General features: G+C 67.4%; 21 protein-coding genes and 1 tRNA gene. 8 read left to right on the top strand and 14 right to left on the bottom strand.

Features of this window, described 5'->3' with window-relative positions; genetic code table 11:
- Nucleotides 1-132: 132 nt before the first annotated feature.
- Nucleotides 133-1,365: a DUF4032 domain-containing protein gene (locus tag VFV09_07305; GenBank protein ID HEU4867518.1), complete on the bottom strand. Its 1,233-nt coding sequence runs from the start codon at nt 1,363-1,365 to the stop codon at nt 133-135.
- Nucleotides 1,366-1,484: 119 nt separating this feature from the next.
- Here VFV09_07305 and VFV09_07300 point away from each other — a divergent pair.
- The 6 genes from VFV09_07300 (at nt 1,485) to VFV09_07275 (ending at nt 8,747) form a co-directional block, all read left to right on the top strand.
- Nucleotides 1,485-1,557, top strand: a tRNA-Phe gene (locus tag VFV09_07300).
- A gap of 117 nt (nt 1,558-1,674) precedes the next feature.
- Nucleotides 1,675-2,712: a hypothetical protein gene (locus VFV09_07295; GenBank protein HEU4867517.1), complete on the top strand. Its 1,038-nt coding sequence runs from the start codon at nt 1,675-1,677 to the stop codon at nt 2,710-2,712.
- Complete coding sequence (locus tag VFV09_07290) at nt 2,709-5,297, top strand: hypothetical protein (GenBank protein ID HEU4867516.1); 2,589 nt, start codon at nt 2,709-2,711, stop codon at nt 5,295-5,297. The genes VFV09_07295 and VFV09_07290 overlap by 4 nt, the downstream gene beginning before the upstream one ends.
- A gap of 32 nt (nt 5,298-5,329) precedes the next feature.
- Nucleotides 5,330-5,659: a hypothetical protein gene (locus VFV09_07285; protein HEU4867515.1), complete on the top strand. Its 330-nt coding sequence runs from the start codon at nt 5,330-5,332 to the stop codon at nt 5,657-5,659.
- A 275-nt stretch (nt 5,660-5,934) separates the two neighbouring features.
- Nucleotides 5,935-6,552 carry a hypothetical protein gene (locus VFV09_07280; GenBank protein ID HEU4867514.1) on the top strand — a complete coding sequence of 206 codons (618 nt, stop codon included), beginning with the start codon at nt 5,935-5,937 and terminating at the stop codon, nt 6,550-6,552.
- A gap of 8 nt (nt 6,553-6,560) precedes the next feature.
- Nucleotides 6,561-8,747, top strand: a complete 2,187-nt coding sequence (locus VFV09_07275; protein ID HEU4867513.1) for a zinc-ribbon domain-containing protein — start codon at nt 6,561-6,563, stop codon at nt 8,745-8,747.
- Nucleotide 8,748: 1 nt separating this feature from the next.
- Here VFV09_07275 and VFV09_07270 read toward each other — a convergent pair whose 3' ends face one another.
- Nucleotides 8,749-8,997 carry an RNA-binding protein gene (locus tag VFV09_07270; protein ID HEU4867512.1) on the bottom strand — a complete coding sequence of 83 codons (249 nt, stop codon included), beginning with the start codon at nt 8,995-8,997 and terminating at the stop codon, nt 8,749-8,751.
- 79 nt (nt 8,998-9,076) lie between these two features.
- Here VFV09_07270 and VFV09_07265 point away from each other — a divergent pair, with 79 nt between their 5' ends.
- Nucleotides 9,077-9,673, top strand: a complete 597-nt coding sequence (locus tag VFV09_07265) for a hypothetical protein (protein HEU4867511.1) — start codon at nt 9,077-9,079, stop codon at nt 9,671-9,673.
- Between the two features lie 13 nt (nt 9,674-9,686).
- Nucleotides 9,687-12,140: an ATP-binding protein gene (locus VFV09_07260; GenBank protein HEU4867510.1), complete on the top strand. Its 2,454-nt coding sequence runs from the start codon at nt 9,687-9,689 to the stop codon at nt 12,138-12,140.
- On the opposite strand, the gene VFV09_07255 is transcribed toward VFV09_07260, so the two are convergent.
- From VFV09_07255 to purB, 12 genes are all read right to left on the bottom strand, one after another.
- Nucleotides 12,141-12,326: a YegP family protein gene (locus VFV09_07255; protein ID HEU4867509.1), complete on the bottom strand. Its 186-nt coding sequence runs from the start codon at nt 12,324-12,326 to the stop codon at nt 12,141-12,143.
- A 111-nt stretch (nt 12,327-12,437) separates the two neighbouring features.
- Nucleotides 12,438-13,925, bottom strand: a complete 1,488-nt coding sequence (locus VFV09_07250) for a PQQ-dependent sugar dehydrogenase (GenBank protein HEU4867508.1) — start codon at nt 13,923-13,925, stop codon at nt 12,438-12,440.
- Nucleotides 13,918-14,358: a cupredoxin domain-containing protein gene (locus VFV09_07245; GenBank protein HEU4867507.1), complete on the bottom strand. Its 441-nt coding sequence runs from the start codon at nt 14,356-14,358 to the stop codon at nt 13,918-13,920. The genes VFV09_07250 and VFV09_07245 overlap by 8 nt, the downstream gene beginning before the upstream one ends.
- Before the next feature lie 71 nt (nt 14,359-14,429).
- Complete coding sequence (purM, locus tag VFV09_07240) at nt 14,430-15,488, bottom strand: phosphoribosylformylglycinamidine cyclo-ligase (protein ID HEU4867506.1); 1,059 nt, start codon at nt 15,486-15,488, stop codon at nt 14,430-14,432.
- A gap of 19 nt (nt 15,489-15,507) precedes the next feature.
- A complete protein-coding gene (gene purF, locus VFV09_07235) occupies nt 15,508-16,935 on the bottom strand; it encodes an amidophosphoribosyltransferase (protein HEU4867505.1) in 1,428 nt (475 codons plus the stop codon).
- A gap of 111 nt (nt 16,936-17,046) precedes the next feature.
- The gene (locus VFV09_07230; protein HEU4867504.1) at nt 17,047-18,426 is read right to left on the bottom strand and encodes a VCBS repeat-containing protein; all 1,380 of its coding nucleotides are present in this window, start codon (nt 18,424-18,426) and stop codon (nt 17,047-17,049) included.
- Between the two features lie 123 nt (nt 18,427-18,549).
- Nucleotides 18,550-19,038, bottom strand: coding sequence for a DUF6328 family protein (locus VFV09_07225; protein ID HEU4867503.1), 489 nt, complete (start codon nt 19,036-19,038; stop codon nt 18,550-18,552).
- 317 nt (nt 19,039-19,355) lie between these two features.
- On the bottom strand, nt 19,356-21,569 hold the full coding sequence (gene purL / locus VFV09_07220; GenBank protein HEU4867502.1) for a phosphoribosylformylglycinamidine synthase subunit PurL: 2,214 nt from the start codon (nt 21,567-21,569) through the stop codon (nt 19,356-19,358).
- A complete protein-coding gene (gene purQ / locus VFV09_07215; GenBank protein ID HEU4867501.1) occupies nt 21,569-22,282 on the bottom strand; it encodes a phosphoribosylformylglycinamidine synthase subunit PurQ in 714 nt (237 codons plus the stop codon). Before purQ ends, purL begins: the two co-directional genes overlap by 1 nt.
- Complete coding sequence (gene purS / locus VFV09_07210) at nt 22,279-22,533, bottom strand: phosphoribosylformylglycinamidine synthase subunit PurS (GenBank protein ID HEU4867500.1); 255 nt, start codon at nt 22,531-22,533, stop codon at nt 22,279-22,281. The genes purQ and purS overlap by 4 nt, the downstream gene beginning before the upstream one ends.
- On the bottom strand, nt 22,530-23,444 hold the full coding sequence (locus VFV09_07205; protein ID HEU4867499.1) for a phosphoribosylaminoimidazolesuccinocarboxamide synthase: 915 nt from the start codon (nt 23,442-23,444) through the stop codon (nt 22,530-22,532). The genes purS and VFV09_07205 overlap by 4 nt, the downstream gene beginning before the upstream one ends.
- Nucleotides 23,441-24,412, bottom strand: a 972-nt coding sequence (gene purB, locus VFV09_07200) for an adenylosuccinate lyase (protein ID HEU4867498.1), incomplete at its 5' end; no start/stop codon positions are given. The genes VFV09_07205 and purB, both read right to left, overlap by 4 nt.

The following is a 24,412-nucleotide window of genomic DNA, read 5'->3' as shown; positions in this document are numbered from 1 at the left end:
GGGCTCCCATTGCCACACGAATCCTTTGCGTCCCCCCGGAAACGACCGCCCCTGCTAGGCGGGCCGTCCGGAATCTGCAGGCCACATTCTGGACTTCGCCCGATGCGGTTGCAAGCGGTTGCGTACCCCGCCCTATTCGTCGGGAAACAAGGCCTGTTCCGCCGGCCGAAATCGCAGCACGGACTCAAGGTAGGAACGCAGCCCGGTGTCGTTGTCCACCTCGTAACCGGCCGCCTCGGAGAGGTAGTAGCGGTGCTCCAGGAGCTCGTGGAAAAGCTCCGCCGGCTCCAGCCGTCCCCTCAGTTCCTCCGGGATCTGGGAGACGATCGGCTGATAGACCTCCGCGATCCACCGGGCCGCCGCGATGGGCGGCGTGGGCGCCCGGTCCTCGACCCGGGCCAGGTAGGCGCCGTAGGACGCTATGTCGTTCAGCAGGCGGCGGGCCTGGTTCTCCTGCACCTCCAGACCGGTCAGGCGGCTGAGCTCCCGGGCGTGGTGGCCCTCCTCCACCAGCGCCGGGATTACCCTCAGGCGGTCCCCAGAGGGGTCTCGCTCGACCACCAGCTCGTCGACGTCGAACCCCATCTCGTTCAGGCGGCGGATGCGGTGGTCGATCAGGTGACGCTCCCGGGCGTCGATCTCGGTGACGCCGGTCAGTTCGTGCCACAGCAGCGTGTAGCGTTCGGAGAGCAGGTTGATCAGGTGGATGACGTCGAACTCGGCCGGCAACCGGCCCTCCGCGGCGAGGTCCATCAGGCCTCCGGCAAAGTTCTCCCGGGCGACGTCGAGCTCATGTTCCCTCATCCCGTCGGGAATGGGCCGGCGGCGCACGGAGGTCTCGGCGTCCACCAGGTAGGCCATCAGCGCTCCGGCATCCCGGCGGAACAGCAGGTTCGAGAGCGAGCAGTCGCCCCAGTAGAAGCCCTCGACGTGGAGACGGACCAGCAGCACAACGGCCGCGTCGATCAGCTTCGCGCTGAGCGGCTCGCCCTCCTCGATGCTGAACAGGTACCGGAAGGGCAGGGAGTAGTCGAGGAACCGGGTGACCAGGACGCCTTCGATCGGCTCGCCTTCGGCGTCCTCCCTCCCGGTGACCACGCCGACCGCCTCCACCACCGGAAGGCCGGCCCCCCGGATTTCCCGGAGCAGCCGGTACTCCTTCTGTGCCACCTGTTCGTCGATCTCCTTGAGGGCGAAGGTCCGGCTGCCGTCGTTTACGAATCTGACGACGTGGCGGCTCTGTCCCCGGGTCCGGTGGACGATTGAGGGGTGATCCCAGCTTGCGAGCGGGGAGTGCCAGGGCAGGTCGATCAGGTTCGAGGGCTCGAGGCCCGCGAGGAACCGGAACTGGACCGCTCTGGCCATGAGTGGAAGGTACACCCCTCGGCCGGGCGCGCAAACACCCGGACTGCCCGTAGTATCCTCATTGGGCACGCTGGACCGGTTGCTCGGAAGGTCTTCTCCCGCCGTGCAGGCCGCATCCCGGCCAGGTAGCTCAGTCGGTAGAGCACGCGGCTGAAAACCGCGGTGTCGCTGGTTCGATTCCGGCCCTGGCCACTCCCCTCCCTCACTCGCAACCGGGTGGGAGCGCGCCACCCCGCACAGACAATTCAGCATCCTCCCCAGTTCACTCTTGCGTTCACGCGGTTCCGGCAAGAGGATTGGCATCTCAAAATGGGGGGCTCACAAGGCTTGGTTCGCCCCGGGTCGGTCGACAATCGCAGCGAAACCTGCGTTACCGATGGTGTGGTCGCGGCCGCCTGCGGGCTGCTGGGCCTGGCCTCCGTGGTTCCGCTGCTCGCCTGGGTCTACGGCCTGGGCCCATTTCACAAATGGTTCTGGGGGGTGGCGGCCCCCGCTCTCATTGGGCTGCTGGCCCTCGCCGTTCTCTCCTCCCGGAACGAGCGTCTGCCTTCCACCCGGCAGACGCTCGCGGTCGGCTTCACGGCCGGGCTCATCGGCACCATCGGGTACGACCTGTTTCGGGTGCCCTTTTCACTGATGGGGTTCCGCCTGCTCGCCCCGATCGACTCCTACGGCCTGCTGATCCTGAACGCCGACGGGTCGTCGCCGCTCACCGGATTTGCCGGCTGGGGTTACCACTTCCTGAACGGTGTGGGGTTTGCGATCTTCTATGCCTCGCTGTTCCGGGGCAGGCACTGGGGGTTCGGCCTGGCCTGGGCCATGGTGCTCGAATCCGCAACCGTGGTCACGCCCTTCGCTGACTTCTACGGGATCGCCGGCAAGTGGGACCTGGTCGGGCTGGCCTACGCCGCGCACGTCCCGTACGGCCTCGCCCTTGGGCTCGTCGTCCGGAAGGCCGACGAGTGGATGTCCCACCTGCGCGAGGTCGGTCCCCACTCCGTCGCATGGACCCTGGCTGTGCTGGTCGGGGCGCTGGCGTCATGGCACCGGCCGTTCGCCGTCCCCGAGCTGGTCCGGGCCGGCCGGGAAGTGGCTCCGGGTCCGAGCGCGGTGATCTCCGGCGGGCGCTTTTTCCCGGAGTGGCTGCGGGTGGATTCCCAAAGATGCGCCACCATCTTGAATCTTGACGAGCGGAGTTACACAATCGGCCCAGGCGACGGCACCCCCCTAGAGGCGGGGGGTCGGGAGCGCGTCTGCTTCAGTGGTCGGGTGGTTCAGCGGGTCAAGATCGCCGACGAACCCTACTCGGGAGGCTTCGTGATCGTCGAACCGCAGGCCCGGCCGTGAGCTCCTCGCCGGCCGCACCCGCCACCTTCCGGGAGCTGGCCTCCGCCGTCAAGCGGTCGCTGCTCTCAAACCTCCCCTCGACCGTAGTCACCGCCGCGGTGGGCGCGGTCATCGGCTACGCCGCCAACGTCCTGCTGATCGCCGGCCGGTACGGCGGGTCCAACGCCCCTCCCGGTAGCCCGGTCACCAGCAACGACAACACGATCACCGGCGGGCTGACCTGGACGCTCGGGATGATGGTGCTCTTCAGCCTCTTCGGGTACCGGCGGGCGGTCGGCGCCGAGGTGTTCTGGCGGGACGTCCGCGGCCTTCCGAAGACGATAGGCAGAATATTCGAGGACGACGGGCAGGACGCCCGCAGCCACCTTCTGTGGGGTTTGGCCGCCGGGCTGGTCGCCTCGCAGTTCATCGCACCCTGGCTGGGTGCAGTTATGGCTACCGGGGTGCTGCTTGCGGTGCCGACCTTCATCGGCCTGATCCTCGCCGGGTTGGTCCAGCGGGTTTGGGGGGCGGTCGCCGGGCGCATCTCGCCCGGCCGAGCCCGGGCCCTGGACCGGCCCCTCGCAGCGATCGTCGGACTCCTCGGCGGCGCTGCCGCGCTCGCCCTGGGCTTTGTGATCCAGAGCCCGGTGATCAAGCTGGTCCTGGCGATCGCGGCCGCGGCCGGCGCGATGGCCTCCGGGCGCAAACCCGGGGCGCCCGGAGCCGGGCCCGCCGCACTGCTGATCTGGCCGGCGGCACTGGGAATCGTGCTCGGAGCCTCCCCCGCCTTCGCCGACGACGGCGACTTTGCCGAGTGCATGGTGACGCTCGCCGGGGTGCTGAGCGGCGAGCAGACCGAGCAGTGGCTGGATTGCGAGGGAACCACCGGAATATTCGTCGACGCGGTCAAAGGAGCGATCGCCGCGGCAGCCGGCGCCGCCGGCGGCAAGGCGATCGGGGACCTGGTCGGCCGAATACGCAAGGCGTTCGAGGATGCGGCCCGCGGCGGCCCGACCGGCCCGCCCGAACCGGCGCCGGACGCTCCGGTCCCGCCCGGGGGGCCCTTCAGTCCCTTCGGCACCCCGCCGCTCGGGTACCCGGTGGGGCCGATGGCGGTGCCCGACGTCGGCCCGGTCTCCGGCCCATCCGTAACCTCGCCCGGAGCCGCATCGACTCCTCCGCAGGGCGGCGACCCGATGGTCACGGACGAGCGGGTCATCAGCGGGGACGACGCCAGGCAGCGCATCTGGGAGGCCTCCAACCCGGGCGTTCCCTACGACCCGACGGCGCCGCTCCCCTGGCCCAACGACCTCCCGCCCGGGATCAAGGGCATTGCCGGCAACCCCAGGACGCTGCCCAACGGCCAGGTGGTCCTCGACCCGGACCAGCCGATCGCCGTAGTCGAAAACTGGACCCACCCGGCCACACCTCCCGTGACCGGCCAGCTGGACCCGCCGGCGGGCGGTTTCGACCCCAACAAGCTGGCGGGCGACCTCAAGGGGCTGGGGGCCGACCCCAGACTTCACACCGGGTCGGACGGGAACACCTACGTCGAGGTCCCCGAGAACCTGCCGGAGAACTGGGCAGGCGGGAGTTTCGGAACCAAGGAGGTGGACGGAAAGACGGTTTTCGACCCCAACCGGCCCATAGTCACCCAGACCTGGCCCGCTCCGCCCGCCCCGCCGGTTCCGGACCCGTGGGGCTCCACCAAGGACGCAATCGGCGACGCCGCCACGAAGATCGCAGAGGGCGTCGACCAGGCGCGCACCGCGATCTCCGGAAAGGTCGAGGAGATCGTCCGGCAGCTGCCGCCGCCCCCGACCCAGCAAGACCTGGACCAGGCGGAGAAGCGGTCGAAGGACCTGAAGAAGGGCTACGACGACGCCCGGCGCAAGGAGGGCAAGCTGCGGGAGGAGGGCAAGAAGGCTTCCGGCCCAGGCGGCATCTCCCCCGACCTCCAGCAGAAGATCGACCAGGCGAAGCTGGACCGTCTGCGGGCGGAACAGGCCCACATCGAGAGCCTCTACGAGCAGCGGAGAATCCGGGAGGCACTCAAGCCCCCGGCCGCTCCCGGCCCCGCCACCTCGCAGCCGGCCGCTGCCGACGCGGTGGCCAAGGCGATGGAGCTGGCCAAAGGGATCGACCCGACGTCAATCGGTAAAGCCCTCTCGGACGCCGGGGACAAGATCACCGAAGGTGCAAAGACCTTGAAGGATGCGGCTGCGGACAAGGTGACCGGTTCGCAGGCGTTCAAGGACTTTGCCACCGACAAGGGGATCCAGATGGGTGAGGACCTGCTGAAGAAGGCCGATGCAGCGATGAAGCCGCAGCCCCCCGACCCGGCCCAGACGGCGGCGGCCCAGCAGATCGACACGGCCGAGAAGGAGGTGGCGAGACTGAAGCTCAGCTACGACAACGCGGTGAAAGCCGCCGACCAGGCATCGGCAAAGGTCGCCCAGCTTGAGAAGGCGAACAAACCGGTGACCAACGACGTCAGGGAGCTTGCGGTCCAGGCCGAGGAGGATCGGGCAAACGACCTGAAGCGATTGAACGAGGCCACCAAGAAGCTTCAGGCTCTGAAGTCGAGCTCGAAGACAAAATAGCCGTGGGCAAACGATAGGCGAGGAAGGTCGAGATGAAGGGCATCGTCTGTACCGGATGTGGGTCGCTCAACGTCGGGGCGCTGACCCAATGCCTGATCTGCGGCACCGCGCTGGGGCAGGCGGTTGGCTCTCCAGCGGCTGCCGACCCGGCTCCCTCCTGGCGGGCGACCCACACGGTTCCCGCCGGTGGAATGAGCGCGTGGGCCGCAGCCGATGGAACCCAGCCGCCGGTCGCCCAGTTGCAGCCGGGCGTGGAGCTGGAGCTGATCCGGGAGTGGGGATCGTGGGCCGAGGTCAGGGGCTGGAACGGCTGGACCGGCTGGGTCGACGGCCGGCGGCTGGAAGGGCGGGGTGCGGTTTGAGCTCCGTCCCGCCGCCGCCGGGCCCTCCGCCCTCGGAGCCGCCGCCTCCGCCCGAGCCTCCTCCGCCTCCGCTGCCTCCGTCCGAGGCTCCTCCGCCTCCGCCGCCTCCGCCCGAGCCTCCGCCGCGTCCCTCCGAGTCGCCTCCACCGCCGCCTCCCCCGCCGGCGCCTTCTCCCCCACCCCCTTCCGAGCCGCCCCCCACGTCCGGCAGGTGTCTAGACTGCGGCGCCGAGCTTGTCCCCGGGGCGCCCTTCTGCGGGAACTGCGGCGCCGCAGTGTCCGGCAAAGAAGACACACCCACGGTGCCGGTTGGAGCAAGTCCCGCCGAGGCCGGCAAACCCAAGCCCTCGAAGGTCAAGAAGCTCTGGTGGGCCCTTTTGATCATCGGGTTCCTGATCTTCTACTGGTACGTCGACCAGTCCCAAAAGGACACACCGCAGCCAACCGCCCGGTCGAGCCCCTCACCCAGCCCGACCGAGTCGCAGACCCAGCCGACCATTCCGGTCTTTCCGACTGAACCGGTGGTCATCCAGACCGTCGTAACCCCCTCCGGCACAGGCCCGGAACATTTCGTCACGCCTTCGGGCAACATCGGCTGTTACCTGGACGCCGAGGGCGCTCGATGCGACATTGCCGAGAAGGACTGGCCTACGCCGCCGAAGCCCCCGTTGTGCAACCTGGACTGGGGTCAGGGCCTGATGGTCAGGGACGTCGGGGCACACACCGTATGCGCGGGCGACACCGTTCTCGGTGGCCCGGTGACGCTGGGCTACGGGAATTCGGCCCAGCGGGGGAACTTCCGGTGTGACGTGTCCGAACAAGGGGTGACCTGCACCAACCTCGCCTCGGGCAAAGGCTTCAAGCTCGCCCGGGCCGCCTACAGCTTCTTCTAGGCGCACGGATGGCGTTTTGTCCCTGGTGCGGGAAGCCGCTGGAAGACCCGGGGAAGTTCTGTCCCTGGTGCGGGAAATCTCTGGACGATCCCGCCTCCCGGCAGGAGGCGCCCAGGGATCCCGACATCGCCGGGCGGCGGAGGCGCGGGAAGCTCCCGCTGGCGGTGGCAGCGGTGGTTGCCGTTGCGGCTGCTGTGATCATCCCCCGTCTGGACGACCGTGGGTCCACCGTCGACGGTTCCCAGGACCAGGACCGGCTGTCGGAGCAGCTGACCGCCGGGCTCGATGAACCGTTTCTTATGGACGATGCAGCACTCGCAACGCTGTTCTCCGCCCCGGGCCCCCCGGCCGAGCCCCACTACCTCGCCCCGCCTCCGTCGCTGGAAGAGATCGTTCTCCGGGCGCAGCCCGCCGCGGCCCCGCCGCCTCTGGCGGAGATCGCCGACGTCCGGGTCGACGGCGACGTGCCGCCGGACTTCGTCACCTTCGTAGGCCAGGGCGTTGCGGGCGGGGCCGCCCACTTCGCCGCGTTCTACCCGGACCCGGCGTTCAACTTCGTCGACGCGGCGAGGGCCCGGCGCTTCGGGGTCCTGATCACCACCGACCGCAGGCCGTTCGCTGCGATGACCCACGTTGCTTCGTTCCGGCACGGCGCCGCCAACCCGTGCAGCAACGCCCCGGTGCAGGACCGGGCGGAATGTATCCCGCAGGTCATGATCTACTTCGAACCCGCCCAGTGGAAGTCCGGCGAGTACCAGCCGATGGACCGCCCGCGCATCGCCCACGAGGTATTCCACGTGGCTCACATGTACCTGCTGAGGGCTCTGGGCAAGTCGGAGCTGTTCCAGCGGCCCGGCTACTACTGGCAGACCGAGAGCTTCGCGACCTTCACGCAGAGGCAGTACCCGGACCCCAACGCCTACTCGTCGTTCGGAGCCGGCCTGCTCGACGTGGGCTACTTCGACTGGCCGTCGGTGACCGACGCCAACTACGAGAAGGCGTACGAAGCTAGCTTCTTTGCCGACGAGGCCGTCTTTCAGACCGGCGACGACCCTACGACCATGCTCCGGTGGTTAAAGGAGGCTGCGCCGGGGGTCAGCTCCTCGCAGTCGCTGCTGAAGACTCTGGCGGCCGACCCTTCCGGCGGCGTCGACCTGAACAAGTTCAACGTGATCTACCTCCGGGCGATAACCGACCTGCACTTTCCCGGGTTCATTCGAAGCGGGGTCAACCACCGGACCAACGCGGCACTCGGATACGTGGCCCGGAACGACGCCACGGTCTCCTGGGGTTCGCTTCCCTCGAAGGTCGACGGCACGGTCCCGGTGCTGGGCCACAAACTGGTCAGGTTGCAGATGGGGCAGATGGACCGGGCGAGCGACGGGGACACACTGACCTTCGGGGTGTCGTCGGGCAAAGCGGAGGCCGTGCGGACCCTGTTGTTCGCCGTCAAGGGCGACGACTCCGACAACCTCACGTACTGCAACCAGTCGATTGGCCCCGAAGAAAAGACCGCCCGAACCAAAGAGGTCATCTCGTGCTTTCGCAAACACGCCGTCGCCATCGGCCTTCTCGGTGGAGGAGAGGACACGGCCACGGTTGAGGTGGGAAGGCTGAGGCGGTTTTCCCCGAACCTGGGCAAGGTGAAGATCGTCGCGCTGGTGTTCGGGCTGGCCGGGCCCTCGACCGCCGCGGCCGGCGCCCCTCCCGCCCCGATCCCGTTTTCGTTGACGGTAAGGGGCAGCGACGACCAGACGCCGAGCGCTCGGCCCAACATCGAGGTGGTGGTGGACTACCGCGGCGGCAGGGTGGGTTGCGGGCGGGTCCAAAACGGCGCGTACGACAACCATCTGCGCCTGCGGATCGACTACCAGGCGGGAAAGGTCACCGGCAGCTGCCGGCTGCCCTACGACAACGGCGGGGAGTTGCGGTTCGACGTGGACGCAACCGTCGATGCCTCAGGCCGGATCACCGGGAGGCTGGTCAACGGCGTGGAGACCTCGGTGCAGCCGGGCTTCCCCCCGAACCGGCTCACGTTCGAAGGCACCTTCGAGGGCACAGTCAACGCCGAGGGCGACGCCCAAGGGTCGGGTACCTACGAGCTCACCCTGAACGACGGCAAGAAGCTGGTCAGGAACGACGGCACGCCGGTCCAGTACGCCGAATCGTGGACCGGAAGCCCCGCTTCTAACTGATCTAGTCGTCGTCCGCTTCGTACACCCGGAGGGTCCGGCCCCCGACTTTGGCGCCGTCGAGAGCCCTGACCGCCTCGTCGGCGTCGTGCTGGCTGGCCATCTGGACCCATGCGGTGCCGGTCGGCCGGTCGGTGAGGTCGTCCATCACCAGCCTCAGGTCGATCACCTCCGCCACCATGCCGAACTCCTCGCGGAGGTCGTCCTCGGTGACGTCGGGCGCCACGTTGGCGATGTGTAAGCGAACGATCATTCGTTTCTCCTGAAAGGTTTCGATGGTGCGATTCTAGAACCCGGACGAATCCCCGCCGCCGGAAGCTTTGGAGGACACCATGAAGCTCTACGCCGAACTCCCTACCCAGAGGTCCCGGCAGGCATTCTTCGACCTCTTCCTGGTCGCCTGGTGCTGGGCCTGGATCCGGGTCGGAATGTACATGAACGACCTGGTGGAGAAGCTGTCCGCCGCCGGGCGGATGCTGATAGACGCCGGAAAGGACCTGGAGGGAACCGCCTCCTCGGTGCAGGGTACAGTCGTGAGGGTCCCGGTCCTGGGCAGCTTCCTGAAGGAACGCTTCGACGGGCTGGTGGGCGTCGGGCAGTCGCTGCAGGACTCGGGCAACAGCCAGGTGGCCACGGTCGACACCCTGTCGAGTTGGGTGGGGGTCATTGTGGCGCTGCTGCCGATTCTGCTGGCGCTGACGGTGTGGCTGTGGAGGCGAGCCGGCTGGATCCGGGACGCGTCCGCGGCCGCACGACTCCGGGAGGACCCGGAGAACCTCTACCTGTTCGCGCTGCGGGCGATCTCCAACCGGCCGTTGACCGAACTTCGCACCAAGGACGCCCGGCAGGCGATCCGCGCCTTCCACACCGGCGACTACGCCCCGCTCGCCCGGCTGGAGCTGAAAGAGATGGGGCTGCGATACCGATAACATGGCCGAACCCATGGATACCGACTACGAAAAGCTCGGGTCGTTCTACCTCGGCCGTAAGTTCGACCTGGCCGCCGGCGAGCGCCAACCCGACCTGCTCCTCTACGACTCGAAGGACCTGACCACCCACGCGGTCTGCGTGGGCATGACCGGCAGCGGCAAGACCGGTCTGTGCCTGGGCCTGATCGAGGAAGCGGCGATCGACGGCATCCCGGCGATCCTCATCGACCCCAAGGGCGACCTCGCCAACCTCATGCTGACCTTCCCCGACCTGGCGCCCGCCGACCTGGAACCGTGGGTCAACGCCGACCAGGCCGCCTCGGAAGGCATCTCGGTGCCCGAGCTTGCCGCCAAGCAGGCCGATCTCTGGCGGAACGGCCTGGCGGACTGGGGGCAGGACGGCGAACGCATCCGCCGGCTGAAGGACGCCGCCGAGGTGGCGATCTACACGCCGGGCAGCCGGGCCGGCATCCCGGTGTCGGTCCTCAAGTCCTTCACCGCTCCTTCGCCGGCGATAATGGCCGACCCCGAAGCGCTCGGCGACCGGGTCTCCGGCACGGTGAGCGCCCTGCTGTCGCTGGCCGGGATCGAGGCCGACCCCATCCGCAGCCGGGAGCACATCCTGCTGTCGACGATCGTCGGCGGCGCGTGGCGGGAGGGCCGCAACCTGGAGCTGGGCGACCTCATCCAGCTGATCCAGAACCCGCCCGTCACCCGGGTCGGGGTGATGGAGGTCGAAAGCTTCTTCCCCTCCAAGGACCGGTTCGAGCTGGCCCTCGGACTCAACGCGCTGCTTGCCTCTCCCGGATTCGAGGCGTGGATGGAGGGCGAGCCGCTGGACATCGGCGCGATGCTCCGAACCCCGGAGGGCAGGCCCCGGCTTTCGATCCTCTCCATCGCCCACCTGAACGACACCGAGCGCATGTTCTTCGTCTCGCTTGTGCTCTCCGAGATGCTTGCCTGGACCCGCTCACAGGCAGGCACGACCAGCCTTCGAGCCCTGATCTACATGGATGAGATCGCCGGGTACTTCCCGCCCGTCGCCAACCCGCCGTCCAAGGCCCCGCTGCTCACCCTGCTGAAGCAGGCTCGGGCGTTCGGGGTCGGAGTGGTGCTGGCGACCCAGAACCCGGTCGACCTGGACTACAAGGGACTTTCGAACGCCGGGACCTGGCTTATCGGCCGGCTGCAGACCGCCCGGGACAAAGAACGGGTGCTCGAAGGACTTGAAGGCGCCTCAGCGGGCAGCGCGGCGGGCTTCGACCGGGGTGCGATGGAGGAGACGCTGGCCGGCCTCGGCAAGCGGGTCTTCCTGATGAACAACGTCCACGAGGACGAGCCGGTGATCTTCCAGACCCGGTGGACCCTGTCCTACCTGGCGGGGCCGATCACCCAGTCCCAGATCCGGACCCTGATGGACCCGGTGAAGGCCGGGCTGCCGGCTCACAGGGATGCTTCCGAACCGCCGGCGGCTCCCGCACCTGCGGTTCCGGCAGCCGCCCCGGTTGCGACAACCGACGGACCACTCCCGGCTTCCCGGCCGGTCCTGCCCCCGGACATCCCGCAGTACTTCCTGCCGGTGAGGGGACAGGGCGAGGTGGCTTACCAGCCGATGTTGTTCGGGGCGGTCGAAGTCCGGTTTGCCGACGCGAAGACCGGGGTCGACACCTCAACCAGCCTGAACCTGCTTACGCCCCTGATCGAGCGGCCGGTGCCGGCCGACTGGGACGAGTCGGTCCCCTGTGAGTTCGGTCCCTCCGACCTGGAGTCCGAGCCCGAGCCGAGCTCGGGTTACGGCGAGCTTCCCGCCGCCGCCGGAAAGAAGACCTCTTATGCCGGTTGGGAGCGGGACCTGGCGAAGTGGGTTTACGGCAGCCAGTCGATCGAGCTGTTCTCGAGTCCTACCTACAAAGCGTTCTCGACCCCGGACGAGTCGGAGGCCGACTTCCGCATCCGGCTCCAGCAGGCCGGCCGGGAGAAGCGGGACGCCGGCGCCGAGGAGCTGCGCAAGAAGTACGCCGCCAAGACCGCCACGCTCCAGGAGCGGCTGCGCAAGGCGATGGCCGCCACCGAACGTGAGGCCGAGCAGGCCAAGCAGGCCAAGCTGCAGACCGCCATCTCCATCGGCGGAACGGTGCTGGGAGCGTTCTTGGGCCGGAAGAAGGGCCTGGGGTCGCTGGGTCGCGCCACTACGGCCGCCCGGGGCGTCGGCCGGGCGGTTCAGCAGTCGGGGGACGTGAAGCGTGCCGAGGAGACGGTAGGGGCCCTAAGGTCCCAGCTGGACGCCCTGGAGGTGCAGTTTCAGGAGGACGCCAACGCCCTGTCGGCAGCAGCCGATCCGATGACCGAGACGCTGGAGAAGGTTACGGTCAAACCGAAGAAGACGGATATCTCGGTCCAACTGCTGGCCTTGGCGTGGGCGCCGCATTTCGTGTCGCCGTCGGGAGAGCTCTCTCCCGGCTGGTAGTTACGCTCCGGTGTCGTCGACGATTGTTGCCGCTGCGGCGGCCCGCTGGCAGGCCTCGGCGCCTTTGACCGCTCCGGACTTCGAGGCGTACATCTCGCTGTTGGCGACCGCTTCGCCGTTACCTGCAACCAACACGAAGTGGAACTGGTCGTTCTTGCTGGTACGGATGCTGAACTTGGCCGCCATGTCCATTGCCTTCCGGTAGGTGATCCCTCCACCGTAGCAGGAACAGGGACAGGATGGCCCGGGCCGCCCCTCCCCTTTAGTGAGGTGGGGCGGCCCGGGCTCGATGGCTTCCTAGCTGTCCGAAGACCTCATGCTGCCGATCACTATCGCCAGGCCGATCAGAACCAGAACGCCGATCGCCCAGATCCACGGGCTGATCCCACCGCCCGGCGAATCTTCGTCGCTGCCGGCCCCATCGGGCGCCGCCTCGACCGAGGCTCGGGGTACGAAGCGGTAAACCGATCCGGTTTCACCTTCGGGACCTCCGGCGTCCTTGGTCAGAAGATACATCTCGCCGTCGTTGTCCTGGCCAAAGCCCAGGACGAACTCACCGAGCGTCCCGTCGATGTCCTCCGCTGGGAGGTAGGGCTTGACCTCCTCCACCGGCCATAGGCCCGACTCGGCCCGGCGGGCGACGAACAGCGTACCGTCCGGCTTGACCCGGTCGCGGCTGTAGTCGCCGAAGACGTAGGCGGCGTCGAGCTCGGGAATTTCGGTGCCCCGGTAAACGTAGCCTCCGACCACCGTCGAGCCCAGAATCTCCAGCCTGCCGTACTCGATCACCGGATCGATCAACGGCTCACCCGCCGGCCCGGTCGAAGGACAGGTCGCCGGCGGCTGGGCCGGCTTTTCGGGGTCGAAGCAGTGGGCGGCCTCCTTGATGTTCCACCCGTAGTTGCCCCCTTTGGTGACGATGCTCACGTCCTCGAACCGGTCCTGGCCGGCGTCCGAGGCGAACAGCTCGCGGGAACCGCCCTGGTCGAAGCTGATGTGGTACGGGTTGCGGAAGCCGTTGGCCCAGATCTCCGGCTTTACGTTCGCCCGGCCCACATACGGGTTGTCGGGAGGGACTGCGTAGGGCTCCGCTCCGTTGACGTCGATCCGCAGGATGTCGCCGAGTACGTTGGTAAGGTCCTGGGCGTTGCCCCCCGGTGAGTGCCCGAGGCCGACGTCGTTGGCCCGGCCCCCGTCGCCCATCGGGATGTACAGGAACCCGTCGGGGCCGAACGCAATGTGGCCGCCGTTGTGGTTGGCCTGCGGCTTGTCGATCTCCATAACAACCCGTTCCGACTCGGGGTCGACGCGGTTCTCGTCGTCTGAGTCGACCTTGAACTCGGAGAAGCGTGCGGTGTGGTTCCAGCCCTCGGGCGCTCCGTCGCGCAACGGCACCGAGTAGTAGACGAACAGCCGGCCGTTGTTTGCGTAGTCCGGATGAAACGCCAGGCCGAGCACGCCACGCTCGTCGTAGACCGGCGTCAGCTCAACCAGCTTGTCGGACAGGTCCAGGAACGGTTCGTCGACGAGGGACCCCTCCTCGTCCAGAATCCGGATCTGTCCCGCCTGGTCGACGATGAACAGCCTTCCGGAGTCGTCCGGCGACTCGGTGAGGAACACCGGTGAGGTCAAACCATCGGCGAGAAGCTCCAACCCCACCTCGGGCCCGGCCGGCGCACGCAGGTCATCATCGCCGGTCTGCGCCGACACAGCCCCGGGCGTGATCAGGAGCAAGCCGGTTACCGCCGCAAGGACTCCCAGCCGCAAACGATTGGAATTAGCCAAAGATGAACACCCCCTCCATCTGGGGGTGGATGTCGCACACGAAGTAAGCATTTTGTGCCGGCTGGCCTCCGATGTCGAAGGTCTGGGTCTCCGTTCCCTGGACGTAGGGACCCTCGAAGTACCGGTCACCCCCCTTGGTCTTGTAGATCGAAAGATTGTGGGCGAATGGGTCCTCGTTCTTCAGCGTGAGCTTGAACTCGGTGTCCGCCGGGGCGGCGTAGCAGTCCGAGTCAAAGGCGTTGTCCTTGGAGACCACGTTCACCTCGGCTCCCTGAGGCTCACAGGTGGGGTCCTCGGCACTATCCTCGATGTTCGACGCGGTGGCGGTAGCCTCCGGCTCCGCCGTGTCCGATCCCGAGTCGCTGTCTCCCCCGCCGCAGGCGGAAAGGAGCAGCAGGAACAAAGCAGCAAGCAATGCGACCGACTTTCGCATGGATCCTCCTAACGACATCGGGGCCGCAGCGAAGAGCCGCTTCCCCGAAGTTCCCCGGGGTAAAGCAAGGTTCAGGGCAGTATAACTTCGGGGTCCCCGTCCGGGCGGGCCCGAACCACGCCTATCTGCTGCGCCTTGTAGCCGGCTTCTCTGATGACCTCCAGCGCCCGGCCGGCGTCGTCGGCGTCAACCACTCCGACCATCCCGATCCCCATGTTGAAGGTCTTGAACATCTCGGGCACCGAGACCCCTTCGGAGGCGATCACCCGGAAAATCGGCGGGATCGTCCACGCCGACCGCTCGACCACCGCCTGGAACCCGGGCGGGATGATTCGCCCCAGGTTGTGGGCCAGCCCGCCGCCGGTGATGTGGGCGAACCCCCGGGCCAGCCCCTCCGCCTGCAGGGCGGCCACCGCGTTCCAGTAGATGATCGTGGGGGTGAGCAGCTCCTCGCCGAGCGGACGGTCCAGCTCGGCAGGATGGTCGTTCAGATCGAACAGGCTCTCCTCGATGACCTTGCGCACCAGCGAGTAGCCGTTGGAGTGCAGGCCGGACGAGTTGAAGCCGATCAGCACGTCGCCCGGCACCATGGATGCGCCGGTCAGAACCTTGCGCTCGTCGACCGCCCCGACGCAGAAGCCTGCCAGGTCGTAGTCGCCCTCCCGCATGTGGCCGGGGTGCTCGGCAATCTCCCCGCCCAGCAGCGCGCAGCCCGCCTGCAGGCACCCCTCGGCGACACCCGACACGATCTGCTCGATGGTCTCGGGAACCACCTTGCCGGTGACGATGTAGTCCAGGAAGAACAGCGGCTCGGCCCCCTGTACCGCGACGTCGTTGGCCGACATGGCCACCAGGTCGATCCCGATCGTGTCGTGTTTGCCCAGCGCCTGGGCGATCATCAGCTTGGTTCCGACGCCGTCGGTGGCCGACACCAGCATCGGCTGGGAGTACTTGGAGCGGCCGAGAGAGAACAGCCCGGCGAAGCCGCCGATGCCTCCAACCACCTCAGGACGGTCGGTCGCCCGGACGCGGTTCTTGAACAACTCGACGGCACGTTCGCCGGCCTGGATGTCGACGCCTGCGTCGGCGTAGGTGGCGGAGCGGGAACCGGTGGGGGTTTCGGGGGTCAAATCAGCGTCGTGCGGGGTGTCATTGCGGGGCACCCTCAACTTCAAGCATCTTCTTGGTCAGCTTGACCTCGACCGGCACCGGGATCGGGTAGTTCGAGGAGAAACATGCGGTGCAGAGTTTGTCGGCCGCGGTCTCGGTGGCCTCGATCATCCCCTCCTCGGAGAGGTAGGCCAGCGAGTCGGCCTCGATGTGGGCGCAGATCTCGTCGACGCTCTTGTGGCCGCCGATTAGCTCGTCCCGGTTCGCGGTGTCGATGCCGTAGAAGCAGGGCCACTTGATGGGCGGCGACGAGATCCTCATGTGGACCTCCTTCGCCCCGGCGTGGCGGAGCAGGCGGACGATCTGCCGGGTGGTGTTGCCCCGGACGATCGAGTCGTCGACGACCACCAGGCGTTTGCCCTCGATCAGGTGGGCAATGGGGTTCAGCTTGTTGCCGATGCCCCGCTGCCGGATCGCCTGGGAGGGCTGGATGAACGTGCGGCCGACGTAGGAGTTCTTCACGAAGCCGTCGACGTAGGGGAGCTTGGAGGTCTGCGAGTAGCCGGCTGCCGCCCCCCGGCCGGAGTCGGGGACCGGGATGACGATGTCGGCGTCGGCCGGGCTCTCCTCGGCCAGCTTCATGCCCATCTGGTAGCGGGCCTTCTGGACGCTCTTGCCGTAGAGGATCGAGTCCGGGCGGGCGAAGTAGACGTACTCGAATACGCAGAGCGACGGAGTGGCTTCGGCGTAGCGGTGGCTGCGGACGCCGGTGTCGTCGATGACCACCATCTCCCCCGGCTCAACCTCCCGGATGAAGGTGGCGCCGATGGTGTCTAGGGCGCAGGTCTCGGAGGCCAGGGCGTAGCCTGTCGCGCCCAGGGCGCCGAGCACCAGCGGGCGAAGGCCGTGAGGGTCACGGGCACCGAAGACGGTGTGGTCGTCCAGGACCACCAGGCTGAACGCTCCCTGGAGCTTGGGGAGTGTGTCGAGGATGCCCTCCTCGACTGTGGGTTTGCCGCAGGTGACGATCATCTCGGCAATCACGTCCGAGTCGTTGGACACCCCACGCTGGCGTTCGTCGTCACCGGCCAGGTCGGCGGCAAGCTGCATGGTGTTGACCAGGTTGCCGTTGTGCCCGAGGGCGGCGCCGAGCTTGCCGTAGTGACGGTAGATGGGCTGGGCGTTCTCCCAGGTGCTGGAGCCCGTCGTGGAGTAGCGGACGTGGCCGATGGCGATGTCGCCGGTCAGCGAGTTGAGCACGTTCTCGTTGAAGACCTGGGCGACGAGGCCCATCTCCTTGAAGGTGGTCATCAGTCCGTTGTCGACGACGGTGATGCCGGCCGACTCCTGGCCGCGGTGCTGGAGGGCGAGAAGGGCGTTGTAGGTAAGTTTGGCAACCTCCTGCCCCGGAGCGTAGATACCTACGACTCCGCACGCCTCTTGAGGTTTATCGTCGCCCGAAGTCATCGCATCTCCTTGCTTCCACCTTAACCGGAACGGGAAACACAGTGCCTGATCTAGCCGTACGGCCGGGTCGATTGCAGAGAAATGTGCGTCTAGACGAGACCCCGGGGGACGTCAACCTCCCTGGCCGACCAGGCGCATATAGAGGGCGGGGGGAAGCGGCGTGGGGGCGTCGCCGCTCAAGCCGTAGCTGAGGGTCGTCGAATTGACGTGGAAATACCACTGGCCGTTGCGGTAGACGGCCCGGTCCATGGTGCCGTTCCCGTCGTAGTCCCCGGGAACCGGGACGTCGCCCGGCAGGCCCCAGCTCACTATCGGCCCGTTGAACGTGTACCACGCGCCGTTCGACGGCCTCCAAACCGTCAGGTCCGCCGTGCCGTTGCCGTCGTAGTCGGCAGGAACCGGGATGTCGCCGGAGAGGCCCCAGCTCTGGGTCAGCTGGTTGCGGACGAACCACTGGCCGCTGGAAGGGCGCCAGACCGCCAGGTCGGCGGTGCCGTTGCCGTCGTAGTCCGCGGGGAGCGGGATGTCGCCGGAGAGGCCATAGCTGACGGCCGGCTGCCCTGGGATGTGCCACTGCCCGGAGGAGGGCCTCCACACGGCGATGTCGGTCGAGCCGTTTCCGTCGTGGTCGGCGGGCACCGGGACGTCACCGGGCAGGCCCCAGAAGGTCGTGCTCTGGTCTGCGACGAACCACTGGCCGCTCGGGGGACGGAACACCGCGACATCGCTGGTGCCGTTGCCGTCGTAGTCGCCCGCAACCGGGATGTTGCCGGTCCACCCCCAACTCCGCACAAACTGGTCCTTGATGAACCACTGGCTCGAGGATGGACGCCACACCCCGACGTCGGTGCTCCCATTCCCGTTGAAATCGGCAAGGGCCGAGTCCGACCGGGGCGGGGGCGTAACGGTTGTGACGTCCGTGCCCGCGGCCGCGCCCGGCGAGCCGAGCAGCCAGTGGGCCCCCTCAACCCGCGCCACCTGGGAGGTCTGGACTCCGAGAGCGACCGCGTTGGCATCGTGGTTGGGGACCCGGTTCACGCTGAAGGTGAAGTCGATGACGCAGCGGTGCTGTTCGTTCGACAACAGAGGCTGCTGGAGCAGGAAAAGGCCCTGGTTGATGGGTGCGAACCTCACCTCGCCGGTGGCGGGTGAGGTCGTGGTGATGTCGAACGACTGGTTGGCGCAGCCGGTGCCGGCTCGCCCGGTTCCGGTGGGACTGACTACGAAGGCGCCCGGGTCGGCTACCGATCCCGGGTCGTCGCACCCCGTGTCGGCCGGGTTCGAGCAGGAAGGCACCATGCGAAGGGAGGTCACCTGGACCTCCCCGATCGCTTCGATGAGGTTCGAGTTGTTGACCAGCAACACCGAGGCCGGGACGTTGGTCTGGCCGGGAGTCACAGCAGTAGGAAAGTCGGGGCTGACCGAGAACCCGGTTGCAGCGGCTGACGGCGGTGCGAAGGTGACCACCGTCGTAAAAATGGCGGCGAGCATCAGAAGAGAGGCGAAAGCCCTCCTGAAGGAGAGTGGTTGGTGCAACAAAAACCGTCTCCTACCCGGCCCGCTCGATGAAAATGGCCTACTTAGAGAGTAACAGCCAACACCCTGAGTGGCAGATCAGTCGTCCTCCTGCAACCTGCGGCTGAGCGGCAGGGCAAACCACAACCAGGCGAACAGCAAGAGGAGAACCCCGGCCATGACGGCCGAGAAGCTGCGGCCGAGGATCATGTCGGTCACCACGAAGACCATGCCGGCGAGCGACGCGGCCAGAAAAGCCAGACCGGTCACAAGCATCCGGTTGCCCAGCCGCAGGAGCTTCTCCTTGTCGTACTGCCGCCAGCGCAGGCGGTGGAAGGCAACCGGGGCGATGAGAAGGCAGCTCACCACGGCCGTTGCCAGGAAGGATCCCAGATAGACCACTTCCTGAAAGGCGGTGATGCTGTTGAACCGCTGGGTGAACGGCAGCCCAAGCTGGAAACCGAACAGGACCTCGACCCCGGGAAGGGTCACTCGCAACTCCTGGTGCAACTCGGCGAGTTCCCGGTCGAGCTTCTCGCCCGGGTCCTCACGGTCGGCCTTCTTCTCCTCGACGTTCTTCGTAGCCACGGTTCTCCTTCGCTCCTAGCTGCGCCCGGACGCGCAACGAAAGCAAGGTACCTGATTCAGAGGATTGTTAACCGTGAGATTGCCGGCGGGAGGTGGTGCTAGCGGCTGCCGCGAACGCTCGTACGAAGGAGGACGTTGCCCATGCGGTCCTGTAGCTGAAGTTCACCGCGGAGCCGGCGGGGAAAAGAAGACTTGGAAACGCCCGAGAGTGCCAGGGTCAGTTTCTTGCCGGTGTTCTTCATAGTCCCTCCGCCTTGCTTGTGTACCGTTTGCTATCGGTACAAAACGGCGATCTTTAAAGGACTATTCCCCGAAAGTCAACCCATCATTCCTGCAAAGCCGTTTTCGTAGGCGCCTTTCAGGTCCCGAAGGTTGATCTCCGCCATCCCCCGGATGGAAAGCTTGCGGCCCCGGACGAATCCCAGCTCGAAGACCGGGCACCCGATCCCTTTCGCCAGGCTCTTCAGTTCGGCGACGTCGCCGGGGGCCAGGGCTACCACCGCACGGGCGGTCGTCTCGGAAAACAGCCAGCGGGTCAGATCGTGTCCGGGCTCCGGCTTGATCTCGGCGCCGAACTTTCCCTGCGCGACCATCTCGGCCAGGGCGACGCCGACCCCTCCCTCGGAGCAGTCGTGGGAGCTCTTGAGCAGGTTGCGTCCGATTAGCTCCCGCAACAGCCATCCCAGCGACGCCTCGGCGTTCAGGTCGAGGTCCGGAAGGGGGCCTTCGAGGGTTCCGAGGATCGTCCGCTGGTACTCGCTAGCGCCCATCTCGTCCTTCGTCCGGCCGAGCAGGACGATCGCGTCCTCCTCGTCCTGCAGCGCCACCGGCGGGGCGAGTACCCCCGGCTTGATGATCCCGATCATGCCGATCATCGGCGTCGGGTAGATCGCCTCGTCGAGGGTCTGGTTGTAGAAGGAGACGTTGCCGCCGGTAATCGGCGTCTCGAGGGACCGGCAGGCGTCGCCCATGCCCTGGACCGCCTCGACGAACTGCCACATCACCTCGGGGATCTCGGGGTTGCCGAAGTTCATGCAGTTGGTGACTGCGACCGGCTCGGCGCCCACCGCGCACAGGTTGCGGTAGGCCTCGGCGACCGAGTGGCGGGCGCCCTCCCGGGGGTCGACCTGTCCGTAGCGGCCGTTGCCGTCGACGGTCACCGCGATGCGGGTCTGCGTCCCCGGCAGCCTGAGGATGGCGGCGTCGCTGCCCGGCCCGGCGACCGTGTTGAGCATCACCTGGTAGTCGAACTGCTCCCACACCCAGCGCTTGGAAGCGATGTTGGCCGAGCCGAGGAGTTTGAGCAGCGCCTGGTCCGGCTTGGTGTCCGGGCCGGGGGCGTCGACTTGGTGGACCGGCCGTTGGGTGGGGGCGGTGAACGGGCGGTGGTAGAGGGGACCGTCGCCCAGCGACGCCGCCGGGACGTCGGCGACCACCTCACCCTTCTGGGTGCAGGTCAGGTGACCGGTATCGGTGACGGTACCGATCTGGGTGGCCCTTAGGCCCAGGCGGGTGCACTCGTCGATGGCGCCGGTTACCAGCTCCGGCTTGACGATCACCAGCATCCGCTCCTGGGACTCGGAGGTCAGGATCTCGAACGGCTCCATGTTGGGCTCCCGGAGGGGGACCGTGTCCAGGTCGATGGTCATCCCGGTCCCGGCATTGGCCGCCGACTCCGAGGTGGCGCAGCACAACCCGGCGCCGCCTAGGTCCTGGATGCCGACGACCAGGCCCTTCTCGATCAGCGACAGCGACCCCTCGATAAGAAGCTTCTCGGTGAACGGGTCTCCGACCTGGACGCTGGGGCGTTTGGTGGCGGCCTCCTCGTCGAAGGCGGCGGAGGCCAGCACCGACACCCCGCCGATGCCGTCCCGGCCGGTGGTCGAGCCCAGCAGCAGCACTGCATTCCCCGGACCGGGGGCTCGGGCCAGCATGATCCCGTCGATCGGCACCACCCCGACGCACATCACGTTCACCAGCGGGTTGCCGGAGTAGGAGGCCTCGAACTTGATCTCGCCGCCGATGGTCGGCACGCCGATGCAGTTCCCGTAGGAGGAGATGCCGTGGACCACGCCGTCGGTAAGCCACTTGTTGCGGTCGGCGGTTTGGTCGGCGCCGGTGTCGCCCGGGAGGTTGCCGAAGCGCAGCGAGTCGAGCAGGGCTATCGGGCGGGCCCCCATGGAGACCACGTCTCGGACCACACCTCCGATGCCGGTGGCGGCCCCCTGGACCGGCTCGACGAACGAGGGGTGGTTGTGGGACTCGATCCGCATGGCGACCGCGACTCCGTCGACCTCGATGACCCCGGCGCCCTCGCCCGGGCCGATCAACACGTGCGGGCCGTCGGAGGGGAGGTCCTTCAGGTGGACCCGGCTCGATTTGTAGGAGCAGTGCTCGGACCACATAACCGAGTACATCGCCAGCTCGGCGTGGTTGGGGACCCGGCCGAGGATCTGTTGGATCTTCTCGTACTCGTCGTCGGTGAGCCCGAGGGACCGGTGGAGGGGCTGCTCCGTGGTAGCCGGCGCCACTAGGAAGGTTCGCCCGCAGGCTGCAGAGCGTAAAGGACCGAGGCCAGGATCAGCCGGCCGTCGGTGCCGCCGACCGCCGGGTCGACCGCCCTCTCCGGGTGCGGCATCATGCCGAGCACGTTGCGCTCCTCGTTGAGGATCCCCGCGATGTGCAGGCGCGAGCCGTTGGGGTTGGCTTCGTCGGTCAGCTCGCCCTCTTCGTCGCAGTAGCGGAAGGCGATCCGCCGGGTCGCAATGAGCTCCTCCAGGGTCTCGTCGTCGGCGTAGTAGCTGCCGTCGAAGTGAGCGATAGGGATCGTCAGCACCTGGCCCGGCCACATGCCGCCGGAGGTGAACGGGGAGTCGAGTGTCTCGACCCGGATGCGCACCGGCATGCAGCGGAACTTGAGGCCGCTGTTGCGGCGCAGGGCGCCGGGGAGCAAGCCGGCTTCACAGAGGACCTGGAAGCCGTTGCAGATGCCTATCACCGGTTTGCCGGAGGCGGCGAACTCCTTGACCGACGCCATCACCGGCGACCAGGCGGCCATCGCCCCGGTCCTCAGGTAGTCGCCGTAGGCGAAGCCGCCCGGCAGGACGATGACGTCGATGCCCTCCAGGTCGGTCTCCAGGTGCCAGATGAACCGGGTCTTCGCGCCGAGGTAGTCGAAGGAGTAGTTGGCGTCCCGGTCGCAGTTGGACCCGGGGAACACCACCACCCCGACGGTGGGGATCAAAGGGGCGTCAGCTCCAGCTCGTAGTCCTCGATCACCGGGTTGGCCAGGATCTTCTCGGAGGCGTTGGAGACGATCGTGCGGGCGGACTCCTCGTCCGGCGCTTCGACGGTCAGCGTAATCCGCTTGCCGACCCGGACCCCGGTGATGCCCTCGAAGCCGATCGACGGGAGCGTCCGCTCCACCGTCTGGCCCTGGGGGTCGGAGATCTCGGCCCGGGGCATCACGTTGATCTGCGCAGCGAACTTGCTCACGAGCCGACCTCCTTCAGGTAGTCGTCGAAGGATTGGCCGGTGATCTTCTCGTACGCCTCCAGGTAGCGGCTGCGGGTGCCGCTGACCACGTCGGCAGGCAGCGCCGGGGGCGGAGGCTCCTTGTTCCAGTCGAGCCCGCTCAGCCAGTCCCGGAGGTACTGCTTGTCGAACGAAGGCGGGTTGGTGCCGGGCTTCCACTCCTCGGCGGGCCAGAATCGGGACGAGTCGGGGGTCAGGACCTCGTCGGCCAGGACGACCTTGCCCTCCGGGTCCACGCCGAACTCGAACTTGGTGTCGGCCAGGATGATCCCCCGCCCCGCGGCGTAGTCGGCGCCGGACTTGTAGAGCTCGATCGCCAGGTCCCGGGCCTCCGCCATGCGGGCCTCACCGAGGATCTCGCCGGCGGCGTCCTCCGAGATGTTCTCGTCGTGGCCGGTGACGGCTTTGGTGGCCGGGGTAAATAGGGGCTCGGGCAGCTTGTCGGCCTCTTTTAGGCCCTCGGGCAGCGGCATGCCGGCGATCGTCCCGTTGCGCTTGTACTCCGACCAGCCGGAGCCGACCAGGTAACCACGGACGACGAACTCCACCGGCATCATGTTCAACCGGCGGACGATCATGAACCGGCCGTTGAGGTCCTCGGCGAAGGGTTGCGCTTCGTCTGGAAGATCGGATACCGACATCGAGATCAGGTGGTTGGGCACGCCCGCCGCCCGCTCCAGCCAGAACTTCGTCATGCCGGTGAGTACCCGGCCCTTGTCCGGGATCTGCTCGTTCATGACCACGTCGTAGGCCGAGATGCGGTCGGAGGTGACGAACAGCAGGCGCTCGTCGTCCAGCGCGTAGATGTCGCGCACCTTGCCGGTGGCGATCAGCTCGAGGGGCAGGTCGAAGGTGGCGGCGGTGGGGCTCATGACTCGATCTCGTCGAGCCGCTTGATCACGTGGTCCACGTGCTCAAGATACCGCGCTTCGTCGAACAAGTCGTCCAGTTCGGTGGCCCGGAACGCAGATGTAACCTCCGGCGTGTGGCTGAGCACGCTGCGCAGGTGGGAGCGGGTCTCCCAGGCGGTCCCGGCAGCCTTCTGGACCACCCGGTAGGCCTCGTCCCGCTGCAAACCTTTGTCGATCAACTTCAGCAGCACGTTCTGCGAGAACATCAGCCCGTAGGAGATGTCCATGTTCTCCAGCATCTTCTCGGTGTCGACGCTCATCTTGTCCAGCAGCACCGTGGCCTCGTTGAGCATGAAGTCCAGCGCCAGGCAGGCGTCGGGCAGCATCACGCGCTCGACCGAGGAGTGGGAGATGTCCCGCTCGTGCCACAGGGCCTGGTTCTCGATGGCCGGCGTGAGAGCCGCCCGGACGATGCGGGCCATGCCGCTCATCCGCTCGAAGCGCCACGGGTTGCGCTTGTGAGGCATGGCCGATGACCCTTTCTGCTCCCCGGTGACGAACGGCTCCTGGACCTCGGCGACCTCGGTGCGGGCGAGGTGGCGCATCTCGGTGGCGATCCGGTCGAGCGTCCCGGCCAGGATCGACATCGCGGCGGTGAACTCGGCGTGGCGGTCCCGGGAGACCACCTGCGTCGAGCCCGGGTCCCGGTCGAGACCGAGCTTCTCGCAGACGTAGACCTCGATGTCCGGGTCCCCGCCGGCGAAGGTGCCGACGACGCCGGACAACTTTCCGGCTGAAACCGCTTTGCGGGCCCGCCGGAGGCGATCCCGGCCCCGGTCCAGTTCGAAGGCCCAACCGGCGACCTTGAGGCCAAAGGTGGTCGGCTCGGCGTGGACGCCGTGCGTCCGGCCCATGCAGAGGGTGTCCTTGAACTCGACGGCGCGCTGCTCAAGCACGGCGAGCAGGGCCGCGATGTCGCGTTCGAGGAT

The organism is Actinomycetota bacterium, from assembly GCA_035759705.1.
GTDB lineage: Bacteria > Actinomycetota > CADDZG01 > JAHWKV01 > JAHWKV01 > JAJCYE01.
The sequence above is the reverse complement of the archived record's forward strand: the minus strand, read 5'-3'. Positions and strand labels throughout refer to the sequence as shown.

Bases quoted from the DNA above. Each gene is read 5' to 3' on its own strand.
- VFV09_07270 (HEU4867512.1), bottom strand. From the start codon at position 8,997: ATGATCGTTCGCTTACACATCGCCAACGTGGCGCCCGACGTCACCGAG.
- VFV09_07255 (HEU4867509.1), bottom strand. From the start codon at position 12,326: ATGGCGGCCAAGTTCAGCATCCGTACCAGCAAGAACGACCAGTTCCAC.
- VFV09_07260 (HEU4867510.1), top strand. From the start codon at position 9,687: ATGGATACCGACTACGAAAAGCTCGGGTCGTTCTACCTCGGCCGTAAG.
- VFV09_07230 (HEU4867504.1), bottom strand. From the start codon at position 18,426: ATGCTCGCCGCCATTTTTACGACGGTGGTCACCTTCGCACCGCCGTCA.
- VFV09_07245 (HEU4867507.1), bottom strand. From the start codon at position 14,358: ATGCGAAAGTCGGTCGCATTGCTTGCTGCTTTGTTCCTGCTGCTCCTT.
- VFV09_07265 (HEU4867511.1), top strand. From the start codon at position 9,077: ATGAAGCTCTACGCCGAACTCCCTACCCAGAGGTCCCGGCAGGCATTC.
- VFV09_07295 (HEU4867517.1), top strand. From the start codon at position 1,675: ATGGGGGGCTCACAAGGCTTGGTTCGCCCCGGGTCGGTCGACAATCGC.
- VFV09_07205 (HEU4867499.1), bottom strand. From the start codon at position 23,444: ATGAGCCCCACCGCCGCCACCTTCGACCTGCCCCTCGAGCTGATCGCC.
- VFV09_07275 (HEU4867513.1), top strand. From the start codon at position 6,561: ATGGCGTTTTGTCCCTGGTGCGGGAAGCCGCTGGAAGACCCGGGGAAG.
- purF (HEU4867505.1), bottom strand. From the start codon at position 16,935: ATGACTTCGGGCGACGATAAACCTCAAGAGGCGTGCGGAGTCGTAGGT.
- VFV09_07305 (HEU4867518.1), bottom strand. From the start codon at position 1,365: ATGGCCAGAGCGGTCCAGTTCCGGTTCCTCGCGGGCCTCGAGCCCTCG.
- VFV09_07285 (HEU4867515.1), top strand. From the start codon at position 5,330: ATGAAGGGCATCGTCTGTACCGGATGTGGGTCGCTCAACGTCGGGGCG.